General features: G+C 59.7%; 22 protein-coding genes and 1 tRNA gene. 8 read left to right on the top strand and 15 right to left on the bottom strand.

Annotation, left to right across the window (positions count from 1 at the left end):
• Positions 1-31 precede the first annotated feature (31 nt).
• Positions 32-940 carry a LysR family transcriptional regulator gene (locus tag AB4P96_RS24270; protein ID WP_395600163.1) on the top strand — a complete coding sequence of 303 codons (909 nt, stop codon included), beginning with the start codon at positions 32-34 and terminating at the stop codon, positions 938-940.
• 7 nt (positions 941-947) lie between these two features.
• On the opposite strand, the gene AB4P96_RS24265 is transcribed toward AB4P96_RS24270, so the two are convergent.
• Positions 948-1,232 (bottom strand): type II toxin-antitoxin system RelE/ParE family toxin, encoded by a 285-nt coding sequence (locus AB4P96_RS24265; RefSeq protein WP_017137286.1) that lies wholly within the window; start codon positions 1,230-1,232, stop codon positions 948-950.
• A complete protein-coding gene (locus AB4P96_RS24260) occupies positions 1,222-1,461 on the bottom strand; it encodes a CopG family ribbon-helix-helix protein (RefSeq protein WP_017137287.1) in 240 nt (79 codons plus the stop codon). Before AB4P96_RS24260 ends, AB4P96_RS24265 begins: the two co-directional genes overlap by 11 nt.
• A gap of 101 nt (positions 1,462-1,562) precedes the next feature.
• Between AB4P96_RS24260 and fos the strand changes: the two genes are divergently transcribed.
• The 3 genes from fos (at position 1,563) to AB4P96_RS24245 (ending at position 3,316) form a co-directional block, all read left to right on the top strand.
• Positions 1,563-1,973, top strand: a complete 411-nt coding sequence (gene fos, locus AB4P96_RS24255) for a fosfomycin resistance glutathione transferase (RefSeq protein ID WP_395600162.1) — start codon at positions 1,563-1,565, stop codon at positions 1,971-1,973.
• Between the two features lie 54 nt (positions 1,974-2,027).
• On the top strand, positions 2,028-2,669 hold the full coding sequence (locus tag AB4P96_RS24250; protein WP_395600161.1) for a LysE family translocator: 642 nt from the start codon (positions 2,028-2,030) through the stop codon (positions 2,667-2,669).
• A gap of 119 nt (positions 2,670-2,788) precedes the next feature.
• Positions 2,789-3,316, top strand: coding sequence for a DUF4142 domain-containing protein (locus AB4P96_RS24245; RefSeq protein ID WP_395600160.1), 528 nt, complete (start codon positions 2,789-2,791; stop codon positions 3,314-3,316).
• 54 nt (positions 3,317-3,370) lie between these two features.
• Here the strand turns inward: AB4P96_RS24245 and AB4P96_RS24240 are convergent, their stop codons facing one another.
• Entirely contained in the window at positions 3,371-3,796 is a 426-nt protein-coding gene (locus tag AB4P96_RS24240) for a low affinity iron permease family protein (protein ID WP_017137291.1), read from the bottom strand.
• Positions 3,797-3,977: 181 nt separating this feature from the next.
• Between AB4P96_RS24240 and AB4P96_RS24235 the strand changes: the two genes are divergently transcribed.
• Positions 3,978-4,760: a GNAT family N-acetyltransferase gene (locus AB4P96_RS24235; RefSeq protein WP_138452872.1), complete on the top strand. Its 783-nt coding sequence runs from the start codon at positions 3,978-3,980 to the stop codon at positions 4,758-4,760.
• On the opposite strand, the gene AB4P96_RS24230 is transcribed toward AB4P96_RS24235, so the two are convergent.
• The 5 genes from AB4P96_RS24230 to AB4P96_RS24210 form a co-directional block, all read right to left on the bottom strand.
• Positions 4,761-5,261 carry a methylated-DNA--[protein]-cysteine S-methyltransferase gene (locus tag AB4P96_RS24230; protein WP_017137293.1) on the bottom strand — a complete coding sequence of 167 codons (501 nt, stop codon included), beginning with the start codon at positions 5,259-5,261 and terminating at the stop codon, positions 4,761-4,763. It lies immediately after the preceding gene.
• A gap of 88 nt (positions 5,262-5,349) precedes the next feature.
• On the bottom strand, positions 5,350-5,673 hold the full coding sequence (locus tag AB4P96_RS24225) for a hypothetical protein (protein ID WP_017137294.1): 324 nt from the start codon (positions 5,671-5,673) through the stop codon (positions 5,350-5,352).
• 75 nt (positions 5,674-5,748) lie between these two features.
• Positions 5,749-6,159 (bottom strand): type II toxin-antitoxin system HicB family antitoxin, encoded by a 411-nt coding sequence (locus AB4P96_RS24220; protein WP_169985481.1) that lies wholly within the window; start codon positions 6,157-6,159, stop codon positions 5,749-5,751.
• A 22-nt stretch (positions 6,160-6,181) separates the two neighbouring features.
• On the bottom strand, positions 6,182-6,364 hold the full coding sequence (locus tag AB4P96_RS24215; RefSeq protein WP_017736377.1) for a type II toxin-antitoxin system HicA family toxin: 183 nt from the start codon (positions 6,362-6,364) through the stop codon (positions 6,182-6,184).
• Between the two features lie 167 nt (positions 6,365-6,531).
• The gene (locus tag AB4P96_RS24210; protein ID WP_236447681.1) at positions 6,532-7,425 is read right to left on the bottom strand and encodes a LysR family transcriptional regulator; all 894 of its coding nucleotides are present in this window, start codon (positions 7,423-7,425) and stop codon (positions 6,532-6,534) included.
• Positions 7,426-7,520: 95 nt separating this feature from the next.
• On the opposite strand from AB4P96_RS24210, the gene AB4P96_RS24205 reads away from it, so the two are divergent.
• Both AB4P96_RS24205 and AB4P96_RS24200 read left to right on the top strand, forming a co-directional pair.
• On the top strand, positions 7,521-8,684 hold the full coding sequence (locus tag AB4P96_RS24205; protein ID WP_236458983.1) for an MFS transporter: 1,164 nt from the start codon (positions 7,521-7,523) through the stop codon (positions 8,682-8,684).
• Positions 8,681-9,880, top strand: a complete 1,200-nt coding sequence (locus AB4P96_RS24200; RefSeq protein WP_236472918.1) for an MFS transporter — start codon at positions 8,681-8,683, stop codon at positions 9,878-9,880. Before AB4P96_RS24205 ends, AB4P96_RS24200 begins: the two co-directional genes overlap by 4 nt.
• Here AB4P96_RS24200 and AB4P96_RS24195 read toward each other — a convergent pair.
• Together AB4P96_RS24195 and AB4P96_RS24190 are read right to left on the bottom strand one after the other, a co-directional pair.
• Complete coding sequence (locus AB4P96_RS24195) at positions 9,865-10,173, bottom strand: addiction module antidote protein (RefSeq protein ID WP_017137300.1); 309 nt, start codon at positions 10,171-10,173, stop codon at positions 9,865-9,867. The genes AB4P96_RS24200 and AB4P96_RS24195 overlap by 16 nt on opposite strands.
• Before the next feature lie 2 nt (positions 10,174-10,175).
• Complete coding sequence (locus tag AB4P96_RS24190; protein ID WP_138451919.1) at positions 10,176-10,469, bottom strand: type II toxin-antitoxin system RelE/ParE family toxin; 294 nt, start codon at positions 10,467-10,469, stop codon at positions 10,176-10,178.
• 464 nt (positions 10,470-10,933) lie between these two features.
• On the opposite strand from AB4P96_RS24190, the gene AB4P96_RS24185 reads away from it, so the two are divergent.
• Entirely contained in the window at positions 10,934-11,173 is a 240-nt protein-coding gene (locus tag AB4P96_RS24185; protein ID WP_395600159.1) for a DUF6124 family protein, read from the top strand.
• A 194-nt stretch (positions 11,174-11,367) separates the two neighbouring features.
• Here the strand turns inward: AB4P96_RS24185 and AB4P96_RS24180 are convergent.
• The 5 genes from AB4P96_RS24180 to atzF all read right to left on the bottom strand — a co-directional run bounded on the left by AB4P96_RS24180 (position 11,368) and on the right by atzF (position 15,543).
• Positions 11,368-11,441 (bottom strand) — tRNA-Gly (locus AB4P96_RS24180).
• Between the two features lie 184 nt (positions 11,442-11,625).
• Positions 11,626-12,510 carry an alpha/beta fold hydrolase gene (locus AB4P96_RS24175; RefSeq protein ID WP_099548624.1) on the bottom strand — a complete coding sequence of 295 codons (885 nt, stop codon included), beginning with the start codon at positions 12,508-12,510 and terminating at the stop codon, positions 11,626-11,628.
• Positions 12,511-12,814: 304 nt separating this feature from the next.
• Complete coding sequence (locus AB4P96_RS24170; RefSeq protein ID WP_395600158.1) at positions 12,815-13,507, bottom strand: 16S rRNA pseudouridine(516) synthase; 693 nt, start codon at positions 13,505-13,507, stop codon at positions 12,815-12,817.
• The gene (locus AB4P96_RS24165; RefSeq protein ID WP_099548626.1) at positions 13,507-13,719 is read right to left on the bottom strand and encodes a cysteine-rich CWC family protein; all 213 of its coding nucleotides are present in this window, start codon (positions 13,717-13,719) and stop codon (positions 13,507-13,509) included. Before AB4P96_RS24165 ends, AB4P96_RS24170 begins: the two co-directional genes overlap by 1 nt.
• Positions 13,720-13,770: 51 nt before the next feature.
• Positions 13,771-15,543, bottom strand: a complete 1,773-nt coding sequence (gene atzF, locus AB4P96_RS24160; protein WP_138451931.1) for an allophanate hydrolase — start codon at positions 15,541-15,543, stop codon at positions 13,771-13,773.
• Positions 15,544-15,560 lie beyond the last annotated feature (17 nt).

Raw genomic sequence — 15,560 nt, 5'->3', positions numbered from 1 at the left:
CAAATTTAAATTCCAAGTTCTTATGCTGAGCATGCAGCTGATGAATGACCTGCGTCGCATCGACCTCAACCTGCTGGTGATCCTCGACGCCTTGCTCAGCGAGCAACACGTCACCCGCGCCGCCGAGCGCCTGCACCTGAGCCAGCCGGCGGTCAGCCATGCGCTGGCGCGCTTGCGTGATCTGCTTGGTGACCCATTGCTGGTGCGCCAGGGCGGTGCCTTGGTGCCGACCGCCCGCGCCCTGGAGCTGGCCGCGCCACTGGCCGAAGCCCTGGCCCAGGTGCAGGCGTTGCTGGCGCCCAACCGGTTTGATCCGGCATCGGCCAAGCGCCGGTTTCGTGTGGCGATGTCGGACTACAGCGCGGCGATTTTCCTGCCGGGGCTGGTCCGCACCTTGCGCCGTGAAGCGCCTGGCATCGACCTGCAAATCGTCCAGGCCAGCCGCGAAGGCATGGTCGACGGCGTGCTCAATGGTGACCTCGACCTGGCCGCCGGGGTGTTCCCCGACATGCCCGCCGAACTGCGCACCACGCCGTTATTCGAAGAGCATTACACCTGCCTGATTGACCGCGAAAGCCTGCCGAAAAACGGCGTGCTCGACCTGCCCGCTTACCTGTCGCGTCCGCATGTGTTGCTGGAAATGCGCGGCAGCGGCACCCCGGAAATCGAACGGGCGTTGACGGCGATTCGTGAGCGCCGGCATGTGGCGATCAGTCTGCCGCACTGGGGCGTGGCGCCGCAGTTGATCCAGGGCACAGACCTGGTTTTGACGGTGTCATCCAGAGGCTTGCTCAACATCGATCAGCAGCACCTGCTGGCTGTGCCGCCGCCGTTTCATATCCCTTCGTTTGCGTTTGAGTTGGCGTGGCATGCGCGGCGGGGCGGGGATTCGGGGTTGCAGTGGTTGATTGGGCAGGTGCAGGGTGTATTGTCCGTCTGAACCGTGGCTACCAGGAAGCGGGTGGCTGGCGGCGTGTATGAAAAATTCGCATCACCTGTAACCGGCCATCTCGAATACGGTAGGGAACGATATAGGGCCATCGGGGCACTACCCATTCGCGCGTGCCGGGCACTCTGCCTTCTTTGCCCATTGCCGGAAATTCAGCGACATGTTCAAGCCCGGTCAAGATCGCCTGCACGAACTCATGGGCAGCTTTCGGGTTTTCTTCGGCAATGTAGGCCGCTTCATCGTCAAGATTCCTGAGGGCAGCCCTCAGCCAATCAACCTGCATTGTTACGCCATTTATCGGCGACTGCTTTTACTTCGGCCGCTGTCGCAAAGTCGCCCGCATCAGCTTCTTTCAATGCTTTTTGAATTTCCTCTATTTGCCAGGCCTCACGCGTCAGGTATTCGCGTAATGCATCTACGGCTAGAAAGGATTTGCTGCGCCCTGTCGCCTTGGCGAGACTGGCAAGCGTGTCGGCGACGTCTTCCGGTATGCGTAGAGACATAACAGACATAAGAGCCTCGATGTAGTGATGTGTAGTGCAACATACTACATCGTCATCGCAAAAACGGTTTGCCCCGTTCGTCACTGGGTGAATAGATAAAAGGACATTCCATGCTCTGCAGCCTTAACCACCTGACCCTTGCCGTCACCGACCTGCACCGCAGCATCAGCTTCTACCATCAATTGTTGCAACTTCGGCTTGATGCGACCTGGGACGGCGGCGCCTATTTGTCCCTACCCGGTTTATGGCTGTGCTTGTCCCTCGACCCATTGCGCTCGCCAGAGCCTGCGGCTGATTACACGCACTACGCGTTTACCGCCGATACCGGTGATTTTGCGGCGCTGGTGGCGCGCCTACGCGCTGCGCAGGTGCGGGAATGGCGCGACAACCGCAGTGAAGGCGCGTCGTTCTACTTTCTCGACCCCGATGGCCACAAGCTCGAAGCCCACGTCGGCGATCTGGCCTCACGTTTGCAAGCCTGTCGCGCCAAACCTTATGCAGGAATGAAGTTTTACCCGTAGCGGCGGAACGTGCAGAATCGATCCACCTCATCACCGTCTATCTGAGTCGCGCCCATGACCCTATCCCTGCTGTTCGCCGTGCTTGCTTCGGGTTTTATCTATGGCATTACGCCCGGTCCGGGCGTGCTCGCCGTATTCGGTATCGGCGCTGCCCGTGGTCGCCGTGCCGGGGCGGGTTTTTTGTGCGGGCATTTGCTGGGTGACGTGGTGTGGTGCAGCACGGCGCTGATTGCCATCGTGGGCGCGCGGGAAGTGGGCAGCACAGCCTTTGATGCACTGGGCGTGCTCAGCGGTTTATACCTGTTCTGGCTCGGCTGGCGTGCGATCCGTACCCAGCGGCGCAGCAGCGATGTACCTCAGGGCGCGGCGCGGCACCCGTTCTGGCACGGCATTGTGTTCGGTCTCACCAACCCCAAGGCTTACCCGGTGGCCGTGGCGACCTTCACCGCGTTGTTGTCCAGCCGTGCCGAGTTGCTGACGTGGGCGATGCTGCCGTCGTTGATCTTCCTGAGCTTTATCGGTGGCCTGCTGGCCTATGCCATTCTGATCGGCGTGGTCGGCGCCCGACGTGTGCGCACCGTGTATCAGCGCCATGAAATCCTTATCACCAAACTCTGTGGCGTGATGTTTATCGGCTTCGCCATCAATGCCCTGGCGCATGCGTTGCCGGGCCTGTTTGGCAGCAAACCGGCCTGATACAGCGACGACCGTTCGTCGCACTGGCGAGTTTTTTCTAAACCTTTGCTGCCCTGAAAATTCGAATTCAGGGCGGGGCGTCTGTTCCCGCACCTATTTTTGACCTGGAGGAACCCATCATGAGCCGCATGGCTATCCGGTTACGCACCGCCAGTTTCGCGATGCTGCTGGGCCTCGGCGCCAGCAATGCTTTCGCCCAGTCGCCTGCTGAATTCATCGAGCAGGCTTCGGCCAAAGGGATGGCCGATATCGAAACCAGTCGCATGGCCCACGCCAGAACCTCGTCCCAGGAAATCAAGGACTACACCATCGAGGTGATCAACGAACGCACCCAGGCCAACCAGCACCTGGCAGCCATCGCCAAGAAACTTGACTTGCCGGTGGCCCCGCGCGAGAAGATCGTCGATAAAGCCGAAACCTTGATGCCCGAACTCAAGGACGGCGACTCCTTCGACGCGGCCTACACCGCGCAACAGGTCAAGGAAAACGAAGACGCCATTGCCCTGTTCAAACAGGAAGGCACGGCGTCGGATGTGCCGGAAATCAAAGCGCTGGTGGATGAAACGCTGCCCAAGCTGGAAGAGCGCCTGCAAAAGGCCCGTGCCTTGGCGTCGACCTATGGCAAAGGTCATCAAGGCGACGGTTGAGTCCGTCACTTGAGATAGAAAACGGCGGTTGGTTTTTCTCCAACCGCCGTTTTTTTATGCCTGGTTCAGATCGGTTTTGTTGGTCACCGCATCGTCGACTACTTCGCCGCAACTGCTGTTGAGGCTGACATTGCCTGCGGCGCCGATGCTGCGGTATTCGCTGCGCAGTTTTTCCAGTTCCTTACGGTCCAGGCCATCGAGGCTCAGCACGGCGTTTTGCGCATCCTTGGAGACGCGCAGCAACTCGTCGATCTTGATATGCAGGATGTCGTTGTCGCGGTTTTGCGTGTTCTGGATCAGGAACACCATCAGGAAGGTGATGATGGTGGTCGAGGTATTGATGATCAGTTGCCAGGTGTCGTTGTAGTGGAAATATGGCCCGCTGAGGCTCCACAGGAAAATCAGTGCGACAGCCACGTAGAACGTGCGGGCACTGCCTGCCCAGCGGGACAGAGATTGGGAGACTGCAGAGAATTTCATGACCGTTTTTCCTTGACCGGAGGGTGATGAAATTATGGACCGCAGGCCCGCTTCGAAATTTCTTTTTACATTTTAGGGTTAGAACAATGTCGTGCTTTTTCCTCCGGCTATCTTAGGAATTGGCCTACTGCGCCTTTGAGTGGCGGGAGCAAGACTGGTTTTTTTATCCGGATGTTCTCCCATGCACGCTAACGCCGCCTGCGATTTGCCCACGCTCTACGGTAAAACCGAAGAGCATTTTTTTGCCGCGGTGTGCCCAACGCATCGTCGATACAGCGGCGGCATCAATGCTTATTTCACGGATGAGTATTTCAGCCCGTTCAATTTGTTGTTTATCCGGGTTGGCAGCACTTTGCTGGATAACGCTTTGGCCGCACCGCTGGAGCTTATCCGGCGTACCACGCAGGCAATACGCGTGGTGATCCATGAGGAACAGGTCGAAGCGCTGGGTGAGGTGTTTTTGGCACACGGCTTTAAGCCGGTCGAAAAGACCACCGCGATGGTGGGTGACCTGGCGTGCCTGGCGCCATGGGTGGGCGAGAGCGGTGTGCAGGTCCAGCTCACGCGGAACATGAACGATTGGGCTGAGCCCTTTGGCAGTGCGTTCATGAGGCTGCCCGAGGAGGTTGCGCGTTATCAGGTCCGCCACCAGCGGGCCCTGGACGCGGGTGAGGCGCTTTACCACTTCATCTTGTCCGATGAGGGGCAGGTAAGGTCTTCGCTGGTGCTGTCCCTGTGTGATGGTGAGGCCCGGCTTAGCGATATCGGCACACTCATGGGCTTGCGTGGCAGAGGGTACGCCACTCGATTGATCCATGCCGCTCTGCTGCACGCGTCGAGCCTCGGGGCCCTGCGATGCTTTCTAGAAGCCTCGCAGGGTGCCTTCGCGCTGTACCGGCAACTAGGTTTCGAACCTTTGTACGAGTGCCAGGCCTTTACCCGTGACGCCCTTGCAGACGCGTAATCAGAGGGCCAGCTTTGCCTGGCCGCGATCCTCAAGCGCCAGCAAATACTGCTTGGCCTCAAGCCCACCGGCAAACCCGGTCAGCCCGCCCGAAGCACCGATCACCCGGTGGCAGGGCGCGACGATCGAGATGGGGTTGCGGCCATTGGCTGCGCCTACCGCGCGCACGGCCTTGGGGTTGCCGATCTGCTGGGCAATCTGGCTGTAGCTGCGGGTTTCGCCGAAGGGGATGGTCAGCAGTGCCTGCCAGACTTGTTTTTGGAAATCGGTGCCGTCGAAGTCCAACGCCAGATCGAACTGATTGCGGGTGCCGGTAAAGTATTCCCGTAGCTGGCGCTCGGCTTCCAATAACACCGGGCTGTCGTCGGCTAGATGCAACTCGCCCAGACGCACGCGATTGGCGCGTTCTTTTTCCCACAGGATGGCGCTGAGTTTGCCGTTGCGCGCCACCAGGGTGAGCTGGCCGACGGGGGAAGGCATGAGCTTGTATTGGTAGGGCATGAGCGGGCTCCTTGAAGATGTAGGGGGCCACTATCCACCTTGTGGGCGGTTGGGAAACCCAGTTTCTTGCGGTCAAATTCTACTGGGACTAAATGCTCCAGTGAATCCAGTTACCGGAACCATAGGCCCAAGCGACGAAATAGATGAACCAGACGATCGAGGGCGTCGACAGTGCTACCCATGAACCGAGGTTAAGTAGCGCAAGTGCGGTTGCGCAGAGTGTGATGCCTCGGCTGGCGTTCTGCCTTGAATACCAGACGCCATAGATGGATCCCGCCAGAGCCGCTATCGACGCCAGGCTCCTCAGGCCGAAAGGGATTGGCGTCAGCGGTAACAGCAGTGGAATGATCAATACCAGCCCCACCACCTTTCTAACGACTTGGCTCTCAGTTTTTTGTACAGGCACGCGCATTGGCTCTGCTCATGGGTAAGATATGTGCGCATTTTTAACGAAGGTCGTCTTCGTCGCTTTAGGAATTTGCTTAAGTCAATGTTCCTGCTGCAGAACCTTTAGTGCTGCCGATGCCAGAAAGCCGGAACGGCTTTTTTCTTCAGGATGATGCAACACGTATTCATCAATTCGATTCAGCAGGTAACCCGGCAGGGTGATATTGAGCTTCTGCGCTTTGCCCAGATATTTAGTGACATCAATATCAACCACGGCCCAAATGCAGCCGGCATATGCCTGGTTGGCCGCGTGCAGGGTGACTTTCTGAGCGGTGGGAATCGGCGCGCCATCCTCTGCAAGGATTTCAAAGTGCCCTTCGATCGCTTCGCGGGCCATGGCCATGGCGTCGTCCAGGTCGTCGCCGGCGGAGTAGCAGCCAGGAATATCCGGCACTTCCACACCCCAGGCGTGGTCCTCGTCACCGGTTGAAATTGCGATGGGGTAAAGCATGTCTATTGCTCTCCAGGGGCGCTCAGCTCAGCAGCGCCTGTTTCAAAATACTCTTGGCGGTCTTGTCCAACAGGTCTTTCTTTGGATGAGGAATCGTCACCAGCCCCGGTTTGGTCGGGTGTTTGAAGTGGTGGTGACTGCCTCGGGTGCGTACCAGGTACCAGCCATCCGCAACAATGTGACCTATCAAATATCGGCTATCCACAGCACCTCCTTGTGGTGTGTGTTGGTGGTGACTATAACCACTGAAAATAAATTATCAACACTCTACCTACCGACGGCTGACGACCGGCGTTTCGGTAAGTGCTGAATGAAGTGTATGAGCCTTTGAAAACGGCGTCTTAGAGAGGTATTGCGGGGATTTTCGAAGTGTTACTCGTTGTTTAAGACATGGGCGAGAACGGCGAGAAATGCGTCAGCCAACAGGCTTTTTCTGGTCGCAGGCGTCAGCACCAACAGCTGCGCACAGGCATCCACCTCGACCATGGGCTTATAGGTGATACCCTTGTTCATCAAGCTCCGGGTGCATTCGGGTACCAATGCCACGCCTTGCCCGGCGGCCACCAACGCAATGATCGAAGTGATCTGCCGCCCGGTCGGCCCGGCGCGCAGGGGCACGCCGTGATGTCGGTACAACTGCTCGATCGACTGGTTCAACCCCGACCCGTAATCGGGCGGAAACAGAATCAGCGGGTAAGCACTGAGCTGCGCCAGGCTCACCTGCGTTTGGTCGGCTAACGGACTTTCACTGGAAACCGCCGCCCACAAGCGCTCCTCACCCAGCGACAGCGCTTGCACGGCCTGGCTTTGCGGCAGCAGACGACTCAGGCCGACATCCAGGCGCCCATCTGCCACCTGTGCGCCCAGGCTGCCGGAAGCGCACTCCACCAAGGTCAACTGCACATCGGGAAAACCCTGGGCGAAGGCCTGGATCGCCTGGCTAAACAGGTCCGACAGCGCGATCGAACTGACGTAACCCAAGGTCAGTTGCCCAGCGGTCCCGGCGGCCAATTTACCGGCGATTACCTGTGCCAGCTCCACCTGTTCCAACACGCCACGCGCATAGGGCAAGAACGAACGGCCCTGAGCGGTGAGGGAAACCGTGCGGCTGGTGCGATCAAACAACTTGAAGCCCAACTCCGTTTCCAGCGCCGAGATCTGCCGGGTCAACGGCGGCTGGGCCAGGTGCAGGCGAAGGGCTGCGCGGCCGAAGTGCAGTTCTTCGGCGACCGTCAGAAAGTAACGCAGCTTGCGTAGGTCGAGCATCCTGATCCCTGGGTATTGATCGGTTCGAATTCGGTATTGGTTTAAGACCCGCTGGCCATTCTATAAAGACCTCACAAAATAAAACGAGAGGTTTCATGAAACCGCGCCTGCATTGTGCCCGTCTTGCCCTGTTCCTGTGTGGCTGCGCGGCGTTTCTAAACCTGTATGCCACCCAGAGCATCCTGACCACGTTCGCCGAGCAGTTTCATATCAGCGCCAAGGCGGCGGGCTGGAGTATCACGGTCACCACCCTGGCCGTGGCAGTGACCGCGCCATTTGTCGGCCGGCTGACCGGGCGTTTCCAGCAGCGTACGGTCATCGCTGTGACCGCGCTGTTACTGGCCTTGCCCGCGCTGATGACCGCCTACGCCGGCAGCTTTGCCGAAGTGTTGGTGTGGCGCTTTGTGGAAGGCATGTTGATCCCGGTGGTGTTTGCCACCAGCGTGGCTTACATCGGCGACCGCTGGCACGGCGCCACGGTGACCGAAGTCACCAGCCTCTATGTGGCGGGCACCGTACTGGGCGGGTTCGCCGGGCGCTTCGTCACCGGCGTGATGACCGAATATGTCGGCTGGCGCGAGGCCTTTGAATTGTTGGCCGTATTGAGTTTGATGGTCGGTGGGTTCATTCAGTTTTTGCTGCCCGATAACCCGCCGCGAGTCGCACCGGTCAAGGCTGCTTCGTCAGGCGTTTTTCGCAAGCCATTGGTAGCTGCCTACGCCGTAGGGTTTTGTGTGTTGTTCTCCCAGGTTGCGGCATTTACCTACGCGGGACTCTACCTTGGCCTACCGCCTTTCAACCTCGGGCCTGCGGCCTTGGGCACGCTGTACATGGTGTTTCTGCTGGCCTTGATCGTGATCCCTATCGCCGGCCGCCTCAGCAAAGCGCGGCCCCACGCCGAGCTGCTGGCTGTGGCTGCCGTGCTGGGCATCAGTGGCTCGGCACTGACCCTGGCGCCGTCGCTGGGGTGCATCGTGGCGGGCCTGGCGCTCAGTTCGACCGGTGTCTTTCTCGCCCAGGCCGCCGCCAACGCGTTCATCAGTGCCACCGCGCAGGCCAACAAGGCAGGCGCCGTGGGCGTTTACCTCACCTGTTATTACCTGGGCGGCAGTTGTGGTGCCATCGTCCCCGCCTTGATGTGGGAGCGCTGGGGCTGGGCTGGGTGTGTAGCGCTGATTATCGGCTTTCAACTGCTGACGTTGCTGATCGCCCTGACGGGCTGGAAGCCCCTTAAACCTGAGTTGATCCAAGCATCATGACCGACACCAGCGCTGTGCCTGCCCGCGAAACCTCAAACCGCCGCCGCTCGCTGATCGCCGGGTGCGGCGCCCATGCCGTACACGATGGCCTCACGGATGTGATCTACGTGCTGCTGCCGATCTGGCAGGCACAGTTCGCTCTTTCCTACGCGCAGATCGGGCTGTTGCGCGGTGCCTATTCCGGGATGATGGCCGTGTTTCAGCTGATGGCCAGCCGCGCCGCCCGACGATGGGGGCGCATGCCGATGCTGGTGGGCGGCACGGCGCTTGCTGGCGTCGCTTATTTGTTGGTGGGGCAGGCCACTGGGCTGATCATGCTGCTATTGGCGTTGCTGTTAGGCGGTTTGGGCGCCAGCACCCAACACCCATTAGCCTCTTCGATGATTACTGATGCTTATGAGGACGGCGGCGGGGTCAAGCAAGCCTTGTCCCAATACAACTTTTCCGGCGATATCGGCAAAACCCTGATTCCGGGGTTGGTCGGCTTGCTGCTCACCGTCATCAGTTGGCGCGCCAGTGCCACACTGTTGGGCTTGCTCGGCGTGGCGGCGGCGGGGTTGTTGTGGTGGTTAGTGCCTGCGCAAATGTCCGAAACCGCTTCTGTAAAAAAAGCCAAACCCCTCAGCGGAACCGGTTCCATTACCGGCCTGCGCGCCCTGATGCTTACCGGCACGCTCGACAGCGCCGTGCGCATGGGCTTTCTCACCTTCCTGCCGTTTCTGCTGCAAGCCAAAGGCGCGGGAACTGCCGGCATCGGCCTGGCGTTGACGCTGCTGTTTATCGGTGGCGCGTTCGGCAAATTGCTCTGCGGCTACCTCGGTGCCCGCATCGGCATGATGAAAACCGTATGGCTGACGGAAACCAGCACGGCGCTGCTGATCATTACCGCCGTGTACCTGCCGCTGAATGGGCTGATGGTGATGCTGCCACTGCTAGGGTTGGTGCTCAATGGCACCTCCTCAGTGCTGTACGGCGCCGTGCCGGACCTGGCAGCGGCGGGAAAACGCGAGCAGGCGTTTGCTGTGTTCTACACCGGTACGATCGGCGGCGGCGCGCTGGCGCCGGTTCTGTTTGGTGGTGTGGGCGATGCACTGGGCGTGCCGGTGGCGGTGATGGTATTGGCGGGCATGTTGTTGGTGACGTTGCCGCTGGCGTGGGTGGTGCAGCGGGGGTGTGCGCCTCAAACAATCGAATAATTGCTGGTATGCCCAGGCCGAGCCAACAGATCAATGCCCAGTGAGTGAAGCACCTTCAGAACCGTTTCAAAACGAGGTTTTGCGCCCGGGGCAAATGCCTTGTACAAGCTCTCGCGCCCTACGCCCGCATCCGTGGCGATCTTTGTCATGCCACGGGCTTTGGCGACGTAGCCTACGGCGCGAAGGAACTCTTCGTTGTCACCGTCAGCCAGCACCTGAGAAAGGTATTCGCTGATGGCCTCATCACTGTCGAGCAGCTCGGCCATATCAAATGTCGTCAGTGTTTGAGTCATGATCAAACCTCCTTTGCTAATTTTTTTGCTCGCCGGATATCGGCCTCTTGTGAGGACTTGTCGCCACCTGCCAGCAAGATGACAACCTCCCTGCCGCGCAGGGTGAAATAAACGCGATAACCTGCACCTACGTCTATCCGCATCTCTGAAACACCGCCGCCCAGCATCTTGAAATCACCCAGATTTCCCACACTGGCTCGCTCGATACGTCGAGCAATAGTGATTTTTGCTCGCAGATCGCGAATTGCCGAGCACCATTGAGTGAAGGCTTGGGTTTGCTGGATCGAATAACGCACGGGGCCTCACAGAATCTCACTGTATCTACTTGGATACGGGTTGGCAAGAGACACGTCAGTGTCGAAGGCTGGGGAGAGTGATGCGAGGGCGTGCCGGTTTCAAACGTTCTTCAGGGTTTTCCTATTGCCAGAATTTACGGTCTTAAGGAGAACGGTACAGCGGTCCTGAATGTTGCGTTATTGCCTACACAACACACAGAATCGTCTGAGTTGTACGCCTTGGACGAGCGCTTTAAGGTTCGTCTGCCGCTGCCCATCAGCGGTCGGGTTTAGTAGCCCGATTTGATCAACGGCGTATGGCTGTCCTATCAGTCAGGCATCTCGATGTCTGTCCTCAATGGTGGCTGTACGCAGGGCACTTTCGGGTGCGCCGGTTTCGTTGATCCGCCGGTCTACTAACCTGCATACAGCCGCCACCCATTGTTTAGTAGCTCTGGAAGGTGGTCCTTACCGAGGATCAACAGATGTGTACTGACTCCTGCAACCCAACCGCGGCCCTGTTCAGCGTCCGCCCCGAAGCCAACACTGAAGCCTTGCTCGCCAACGCCTACGAAACCATTGCCGGCGCGGGTGCCATGACCAACGAGTTCGCCGAAAGCCTGCCTTCTCAACATCGATACCTGGCCTTGGCCATTCAGCAAATGATCGAACTGGGGCTGATGCTGGTAGAAGCGGCGCAAGACCGCGTGGACCGCGCCGCGTAGGTTTTTCACGCCCTGCAACAGGCTTGCCTTCCCAGGCCGCACATACCAAGGGGAAGGGGAGCCAGATACCCTGCATCGGAACCGGTCGCTCACGCATGAAGCCAAATTTAGAACATAAAAAAACCGGCCACCAAGGGCCGGTTTTTTGGTGCATCTCCCGCCAGAACCAACCTGACGCAAGACCAAAATCTGAGTGGAGCGGGTAGAGGGAATCGAACCCTCAACTAAAGCTTGGGAAGCTTTCGTTTTGCCACTAAACTATACCCGCTCAAAGCGGCTGACTTTGTACCAGATGTTCGCCGGGATTTGAAGTTTTTCTTCGAAAAATGTGTAAGTTGGGTTCATCAAGCTTGTGTGGGAGCTGGCTTGCCTGCGATTGCATCACCTGAGTGTGACTGGCACACCGCAGCGCCTGCATCGCGGGCAAGCCCGGCTCCCACATAAGCCGCCTTTCAGATAGCAAACGCATGCTGCGTCTGGCCCTGGTGATAACGCAACCGGCTCACCTGGCGTTCTGGTTTCAAAAAGCCCACCACCGCATCCCGGCTGTCCCGGCAGGCCGCCTTGTGCTCCATGTCCAGAAAATGCCCGGTCGCCTGGATGGTGCTGAAGCTGCTGTTGGCCACGTGCTGGCCAAACAGCTTGGCATCCTCGGCGCTGGTGTATTCATCCCATTCGCCATTCAAAAACAGCACCGGAATGTCGATCTGCCTGGCGGCTTTTAGGTAGCACAGCCGGTCGCTGTTGAGCACGTGGCTGATGTGGAAGTGCATCTGCCCGTATTCATGCTCGGCCAGGCCGCTCACGTGCTTGTAGTTGAAGCGCTTGAACAGTGACGGCAGGTGTTTGCCGATGGTGCTGTTGACCAGGTGGCCGACGCCGTGGCGGTCGAGGTTGCCGAGGTAGTCGACACCGCGTTCGAGGTAGTCGCGCATGGGGGGGTTGATCACCGGCGAGAACGAGCTGATCACGGCCTTTTCCACCCGGCGCGGGCGGTGGGCCAGGGCGACCAGGGCAGCGGCGCCGCCCCAGGAGAACGACAGCACGTGTTCGGCGCCGAAGTGCTCGATGAGTTCCAGCAGGATCTGGCCTTCGACTTCCTTGGTTAGCATGTGCTCATGACGGTTATGGATTTTGGAGCGGCCAGCGTAGGGCTGGTCGTACAAAACCACATTGAATTGCGGGTACAGGCTTTTCACGGTTTGAGCGAAGGATGCCGTGGTGGCCATGGAGCCGTTGACCAGGATGATGGTCTTTGCAGCAACGTCCGCGCGATAGAACTCCGTGTAAACCCGATACTGACCCTGTATATCCAACACAGCGATTTCTGGCCTCATGTCGTAAGACTCCTGGCAAGCGGGTAGGGCGCGCAGATCACTCTGCACGAGCTTTATGACAGGTAGGCATACGCCTGGAAGATGAGGCCCATGTCGGTCCGATAACGGCTGGCCGACGGGTGTTGTTATGGCGGGCTGTTTGCCTGGAACGCCCATAGATCAAGCGCGGGCGGGGCAAGGTGTTTCTTGGAGGTTATGGGGCGACTCGCCAGTCATAATTTGGCTGACGTCTTGATTCAAGCAGCACAGGCGCCAGCTCGCAAGGCGCCAAGCTGGTTTTTTGCCATCACCGGCTGAACGGTCGTCAGACCTGTCGGATTTCTTCGTCGGTCAGTTCCCGATATTCGCCCGGCGCAAGGGTGGCATCCAGCACCAAAGGTCCCATCCGCTCGCGGTGCAGGCCAATCACTTTATTATCAAAGTGCCCGAACATGCGCTTCACCTGGTGATAACGGCCTTCGATGATGCTCAGACGTGCGGTCCTAGGGCTGAGTAGCTCAAGTTCGGCGGGTTGAGTGGTGAGATCTTCAAAGGCGAAATACAGGCCAGCGGCAAAGGTGGCTGCATACTCAGGACCAATGTCCTGCTCGGTTTCAACGAGGTAAACCTTGGGCAGTTTGGTCTGGGGCTGTGTCAGGCGCCGCGACCATTGGCCATCATTGGTGATCAGCATCAGCCCGGTGGTGTTGAAGTCCAGACGGCCGGCGATGTGCAGCTCATGCGTGTCCGGTTCACTCAGCCAATCAAGCACGGTGGGATGCACCGGGTCGGCGGTAGCGCTCACGCAGCCTTGGGGTTTGTGCAGCATGAAATAACGCGCCGGTTTGCCGGCTTGCAGTACCTCATCATCGACACAGACGCGGCTGAATGCTCGCACTTCATGGTGTGGGTCGCTGACGGCCATGCCATCAACTGTCACCCGTCGCTCAACCAGCAGCACACGCACTTGTTGGCGATTGAAACGCGGCAGGTTGCTGAGGAAACGATCAACGCGCATTACGGCTGTTCAGCCCCATGCAACTGCGCATCCACCTGCGCACAGCGTGGGCACAGGCAGGCCTTATTGCGCAGTTCATCGGGCAGCGCTTCGAGTACCGCCGGGTCGATGGTGACGCTGTAGCACCAACAGGCTTGGTCGGCGGTGCGTGGGTCGGCCAGGGTGCAGTCGTTGCGGGCACCGCAGGCAGGGCAAAGGGTGGGTGTGGTCATGTCGGTTCGGGCTGTATCGCGCAGTTCCCTGCACGATACAGCGCCGCCCCGCTATTGCAAGCTGCGCAGGTAGCCGCGCCAGCCGCCGAAGTGGCTGATGTCCACGGCGCCGGTCAAGCCGTAGGGCTCGCAGATGAAGCCGGTTTCCCAACGCCCGTCGGCCAGTTGCACCTTGCCCAGGCCCAACGGTGCGGGGATACCGGTGAGGAAGGAGCCCAATTCGCGGCTCGGCAGTTCCCACACTTCCACCTCAATAGCCACGCCGCCTTCGCTCACCCGCAGCATGCCGGGGCGATAGGGTGGCCCACCGGCCAGCGCGAACAACTGATAGTCGGCCGAGCTGTGGGTGCGCTCCAGCAGGCGCGCGCCACGCCGCACTAATTGGCCGTTAAGCGCCAGCCCCTGCAGATGCGCGCCGCACACCACCAGCCGGGTGAAGTCATGACCTGCGCTGCCGACAGGCACAGGCAGCGACGTATCGTGCTGGCGCTGCAACGCATCTGCCACGCCCAACAGGTATTGGTCGGTGAAAGCTCGGCCAAACAGCGTCACACCCCAAGGCAAACCGTTGTGCATAAAGCCGCTGGGCACGGCGACGGCGGCGTAATCCAGCAGGTTCATGAAGTTGGTGTAGTAGCCCAGCTCGGCGTTGCGCAGCACCGGTTCGGCGCGCAGTTCTTCCAGCGTCACCGGGCGGCCGATGGTCGGCGTCAGTACGCAGTCGAGGCCTTCAAGCATGCCATCGCACTGCGCTTTCAAGGCTTGCAGGCGGTACTGCGCACGGAAGGTCTGCACGCCGTTTACCGCAGGCGCCTTGGCCAGCACCGCACGAATTACCGGCAGCACGGCCTCGGGGTTCTGCTCCATCAGTTCACCGGCCACGCTGTAGCGTTCAGCCACCCACGGCCCTTCGTAGAGCAGGCGCGCGGCTTCCAGGAAGGGCGACAGGTCCAGCGTCACCGGCTCGCCACCCAGTGCAATCAAGCGGTCGATGGCTTGCGCAAACAACTGCGGGCCTTGCTCGCAGCCGAAGTACTCCAGGTCCTGCTCGCGCGGTACGCCAAAACGAAACGCGCGGGGTGCGCCAAACGCCGATGCATCATTCCACGCCGGGTTCGCTCGGCTGTACGCATCCAACGGATCGAGTTTGGCAGTCAGCGCCAGTAACTGGCTGGCCTCGCGCGCGGTGCGGGTAAAGGTGGTGACGCAATCCAGCGTGCGGCACGCCGGCACCACGCCGGCTGTGGAGATCAAGCCTTTGCTCGCCTTGAGCCCCACCAGGTTATTCAGCGCCGCCGGCACCCGTCCGGAACCGGCCGTGTCGGTGCCCAGGGCAAAACTCGCGACACCCAACGCGACGGCCAGCGACGACCCGGCGCTGGAGCCGCCCGACGGATACTCCGGCAACACGCTGTTGGGGCACGCGCCATACGGCGAGCGGCTGCCATTGAGCCCGGTGGCGAACTGGTCGAGGTTGGTCTTGCCCACTGGCACCGCGCCCAAGGCGATCAACTGCTCGACAATGCTCGCGTTGCGCTGCGGCACATAGGCGAACGCCGGGCACGCGGCGGTGGTGGGAATGCCAGCCAAGTCGATGTTGTCTTTGATCGCAAACGGTACGCCGAATAACGGCAACTCAGCCGGTTCACGCGCGTCCAATGCGGCCAGGTACGGCTCCAGCTCCGCTTCGGTAAGCAAGTGGATAAACAGGTGATAATCGGGGTTCAAGTGCGCGGCTTTCTCGCGCAGGTGCAGCAGCACTTCACGGGGCGTGGTGTCGCCGCTCAGGTAGGCATTGCGCAGGTTGTCCAGTTGCAGGTTCATGGCTTGTCCGCCTGTAG

The organism is Pseudomonas sp. B19125 (assembly GCF_044218855.1).
Classification (GTDB): Bacteria; Pseudomonadota; Gammaproteobacteria; order Pseudomonadales; family Pseudomonadaceae; genus Aquipseudomonas; species Aquipseudomonas edaphica.
This window is presented reverse-complemented; position numbering and strand designations above follow the sequence as displayed.

What these genes read in the sequence shown, in the direction of transcription:
- AB4P96_RS24270 (WP_395600163.1), top strand. Translation starts at nt 32, where the DNA reads ATGCAGCTGATGAATGACCTGCGTCGCATCGACCTCAACCTGCTGGTG.
- AB4P96_RS24265 (WP_017137286.1), bottom strand. Translation starts at nt 1,232, where the DNA reads ATGCAGGTTGATTGGCTGAGGGCTGCCCTCAGGAATCTTGACGATGAA.
- AB4P96_RS24260 (WP_017137287.1), bottom strand. Translation starts at nt 1,461, where the DNA reads ATGTCTGTTATGTCTCTACGCATACCGGAAGACGTCGCCGACACGCTT.
- fos (WP_395600162.1), top strand. Translation starts at nt 1,563, where the DNA reads ATGCTCTGCAGCCTTAACCACCTGACCCTTGCCGTCACCGACCTGCAC.
- AB4P96_RS24250 (WP_395600161.1), top strand. Translation starts at nt 2,028, where the DNA reads ATGACCCTATCCCTGCTGTTCGCCGTGCTTGCTTCGGGTTTTATCTAT.
- AB4P96_RS24245 (WP_395600160.1), top strand. Translation starts at nt 2,789, where the DNA reads ATGAGCCGCATGGCTATCCGGTTACGCACCGCCAGTTTCGCGATGCTG.
- AB4P96_RS24240 (WP_017137291.1), bottom strand. Translation starts at nt 3,796, where the DNA reads ATGAAATTCTCTGCAGTCTCCCAATCTCTGTCCCGCTGGGCAGGCAGT.
- AB4P96_RS24235 (WP_138452872.1), top strand. Translation starts at nt 3,978, where the DNA reads ATGCACGCTAACGCCGCCTGCGATTTGCCCACGCTCTACGGTAAAACC.
- AB4P96_RS24230 (WP_017137293.1), bottom strand. Translation starts at nt 5,261, where the DNA reads ATGCCCTACCAATACAAGCTCATGCCTTCCCCCGTCGGCCAGCTCACC.
- AB4P96_RS24225 (WP_017137294.1), bottom strand. Translation starts at nt 5,673, where the DNA reads ATGCGCGTGCCTGTACAAAAAACTGAGAGCCAAGTCGTTAGAAAGGTG.
- AB4P96_RS24220 (WP_169985481.1), bottom strand. Translation starts at nt 6,159, where the DNA reads ATGCTTTACCCCATCGCAATTTCAACCGGTGACGAGGACCACGCCTGG.
- AB4P96_RS24210 (WP_236447681.1), bottom strand. Translation starts at nt 7,425, where the DNA reads ATGCTCGACCTACGCAAGCTGCGTTACTTTCTGACGGTCGCCGAAGAA.
- AB4P96_RS24205 (WP_236458983.1), top strand. Translation starts at nt 7,521, where the DNA reads ATGAAACCGCGCCTGCATTGTGCCCGTCTTGCCCTGTTCCTGTGTGGC.
- AB4P96_RS24200 (WP_236472918.1), top strand. Translation starts at nt 8,681, where the DNA reads ATGACCGACACCAGCGCTGTGCCTGCCCGCGAAACCTCAAACCGCCGC.
- AB4P96_RS24195 (WP_017137300.1), bottom strand. Translation starts at nt 10,173, where the DNA reads ATGACTCAAACACTGACGACATTTGATATGGCCGAGCTGCTCGACAGT.
- AB4P96_RS24185 (WP_395600159.1), top strand. Translation starts at nt 10,934, where the DNA reads ATGTGTACTGACTCCTGCAACCCAACCGCGGCCCTGTTCAGCGTCCGC.
- AB4P96_RS24175 (WP_099548624.1), bottom strand. Translation starts at nt 12,510, where the DNA reads ATGAGGCCAGAAATCGCTGTGTTGGATATACAGGGTCAGTATCGGGTT.
- AB4P96_RS24170 (WP_395600158.1), bottom strand. Translation starts at nt 13,507, where the DNA reads ATGCGCGTTGATCGTTTCCTCAGCAACCTGCCGCGTTTCAATCGCCAA.
- AB4P96_RS24165 (WP_099548626.1), bottom strand. Translation starts at nt 13,719, where the DNA reads ATGACCACACCCACCCTTTGCCCTGCCTGCGGTGCCCGCAACGACTGC.
- atzF (WP_138451931.1), bottom strand. Translation starts at nt 15,543, where the DNA reads ATGAACCTGCAACTGGACAACCTGCGCAATGCCTACCTGAGCGGCGAC.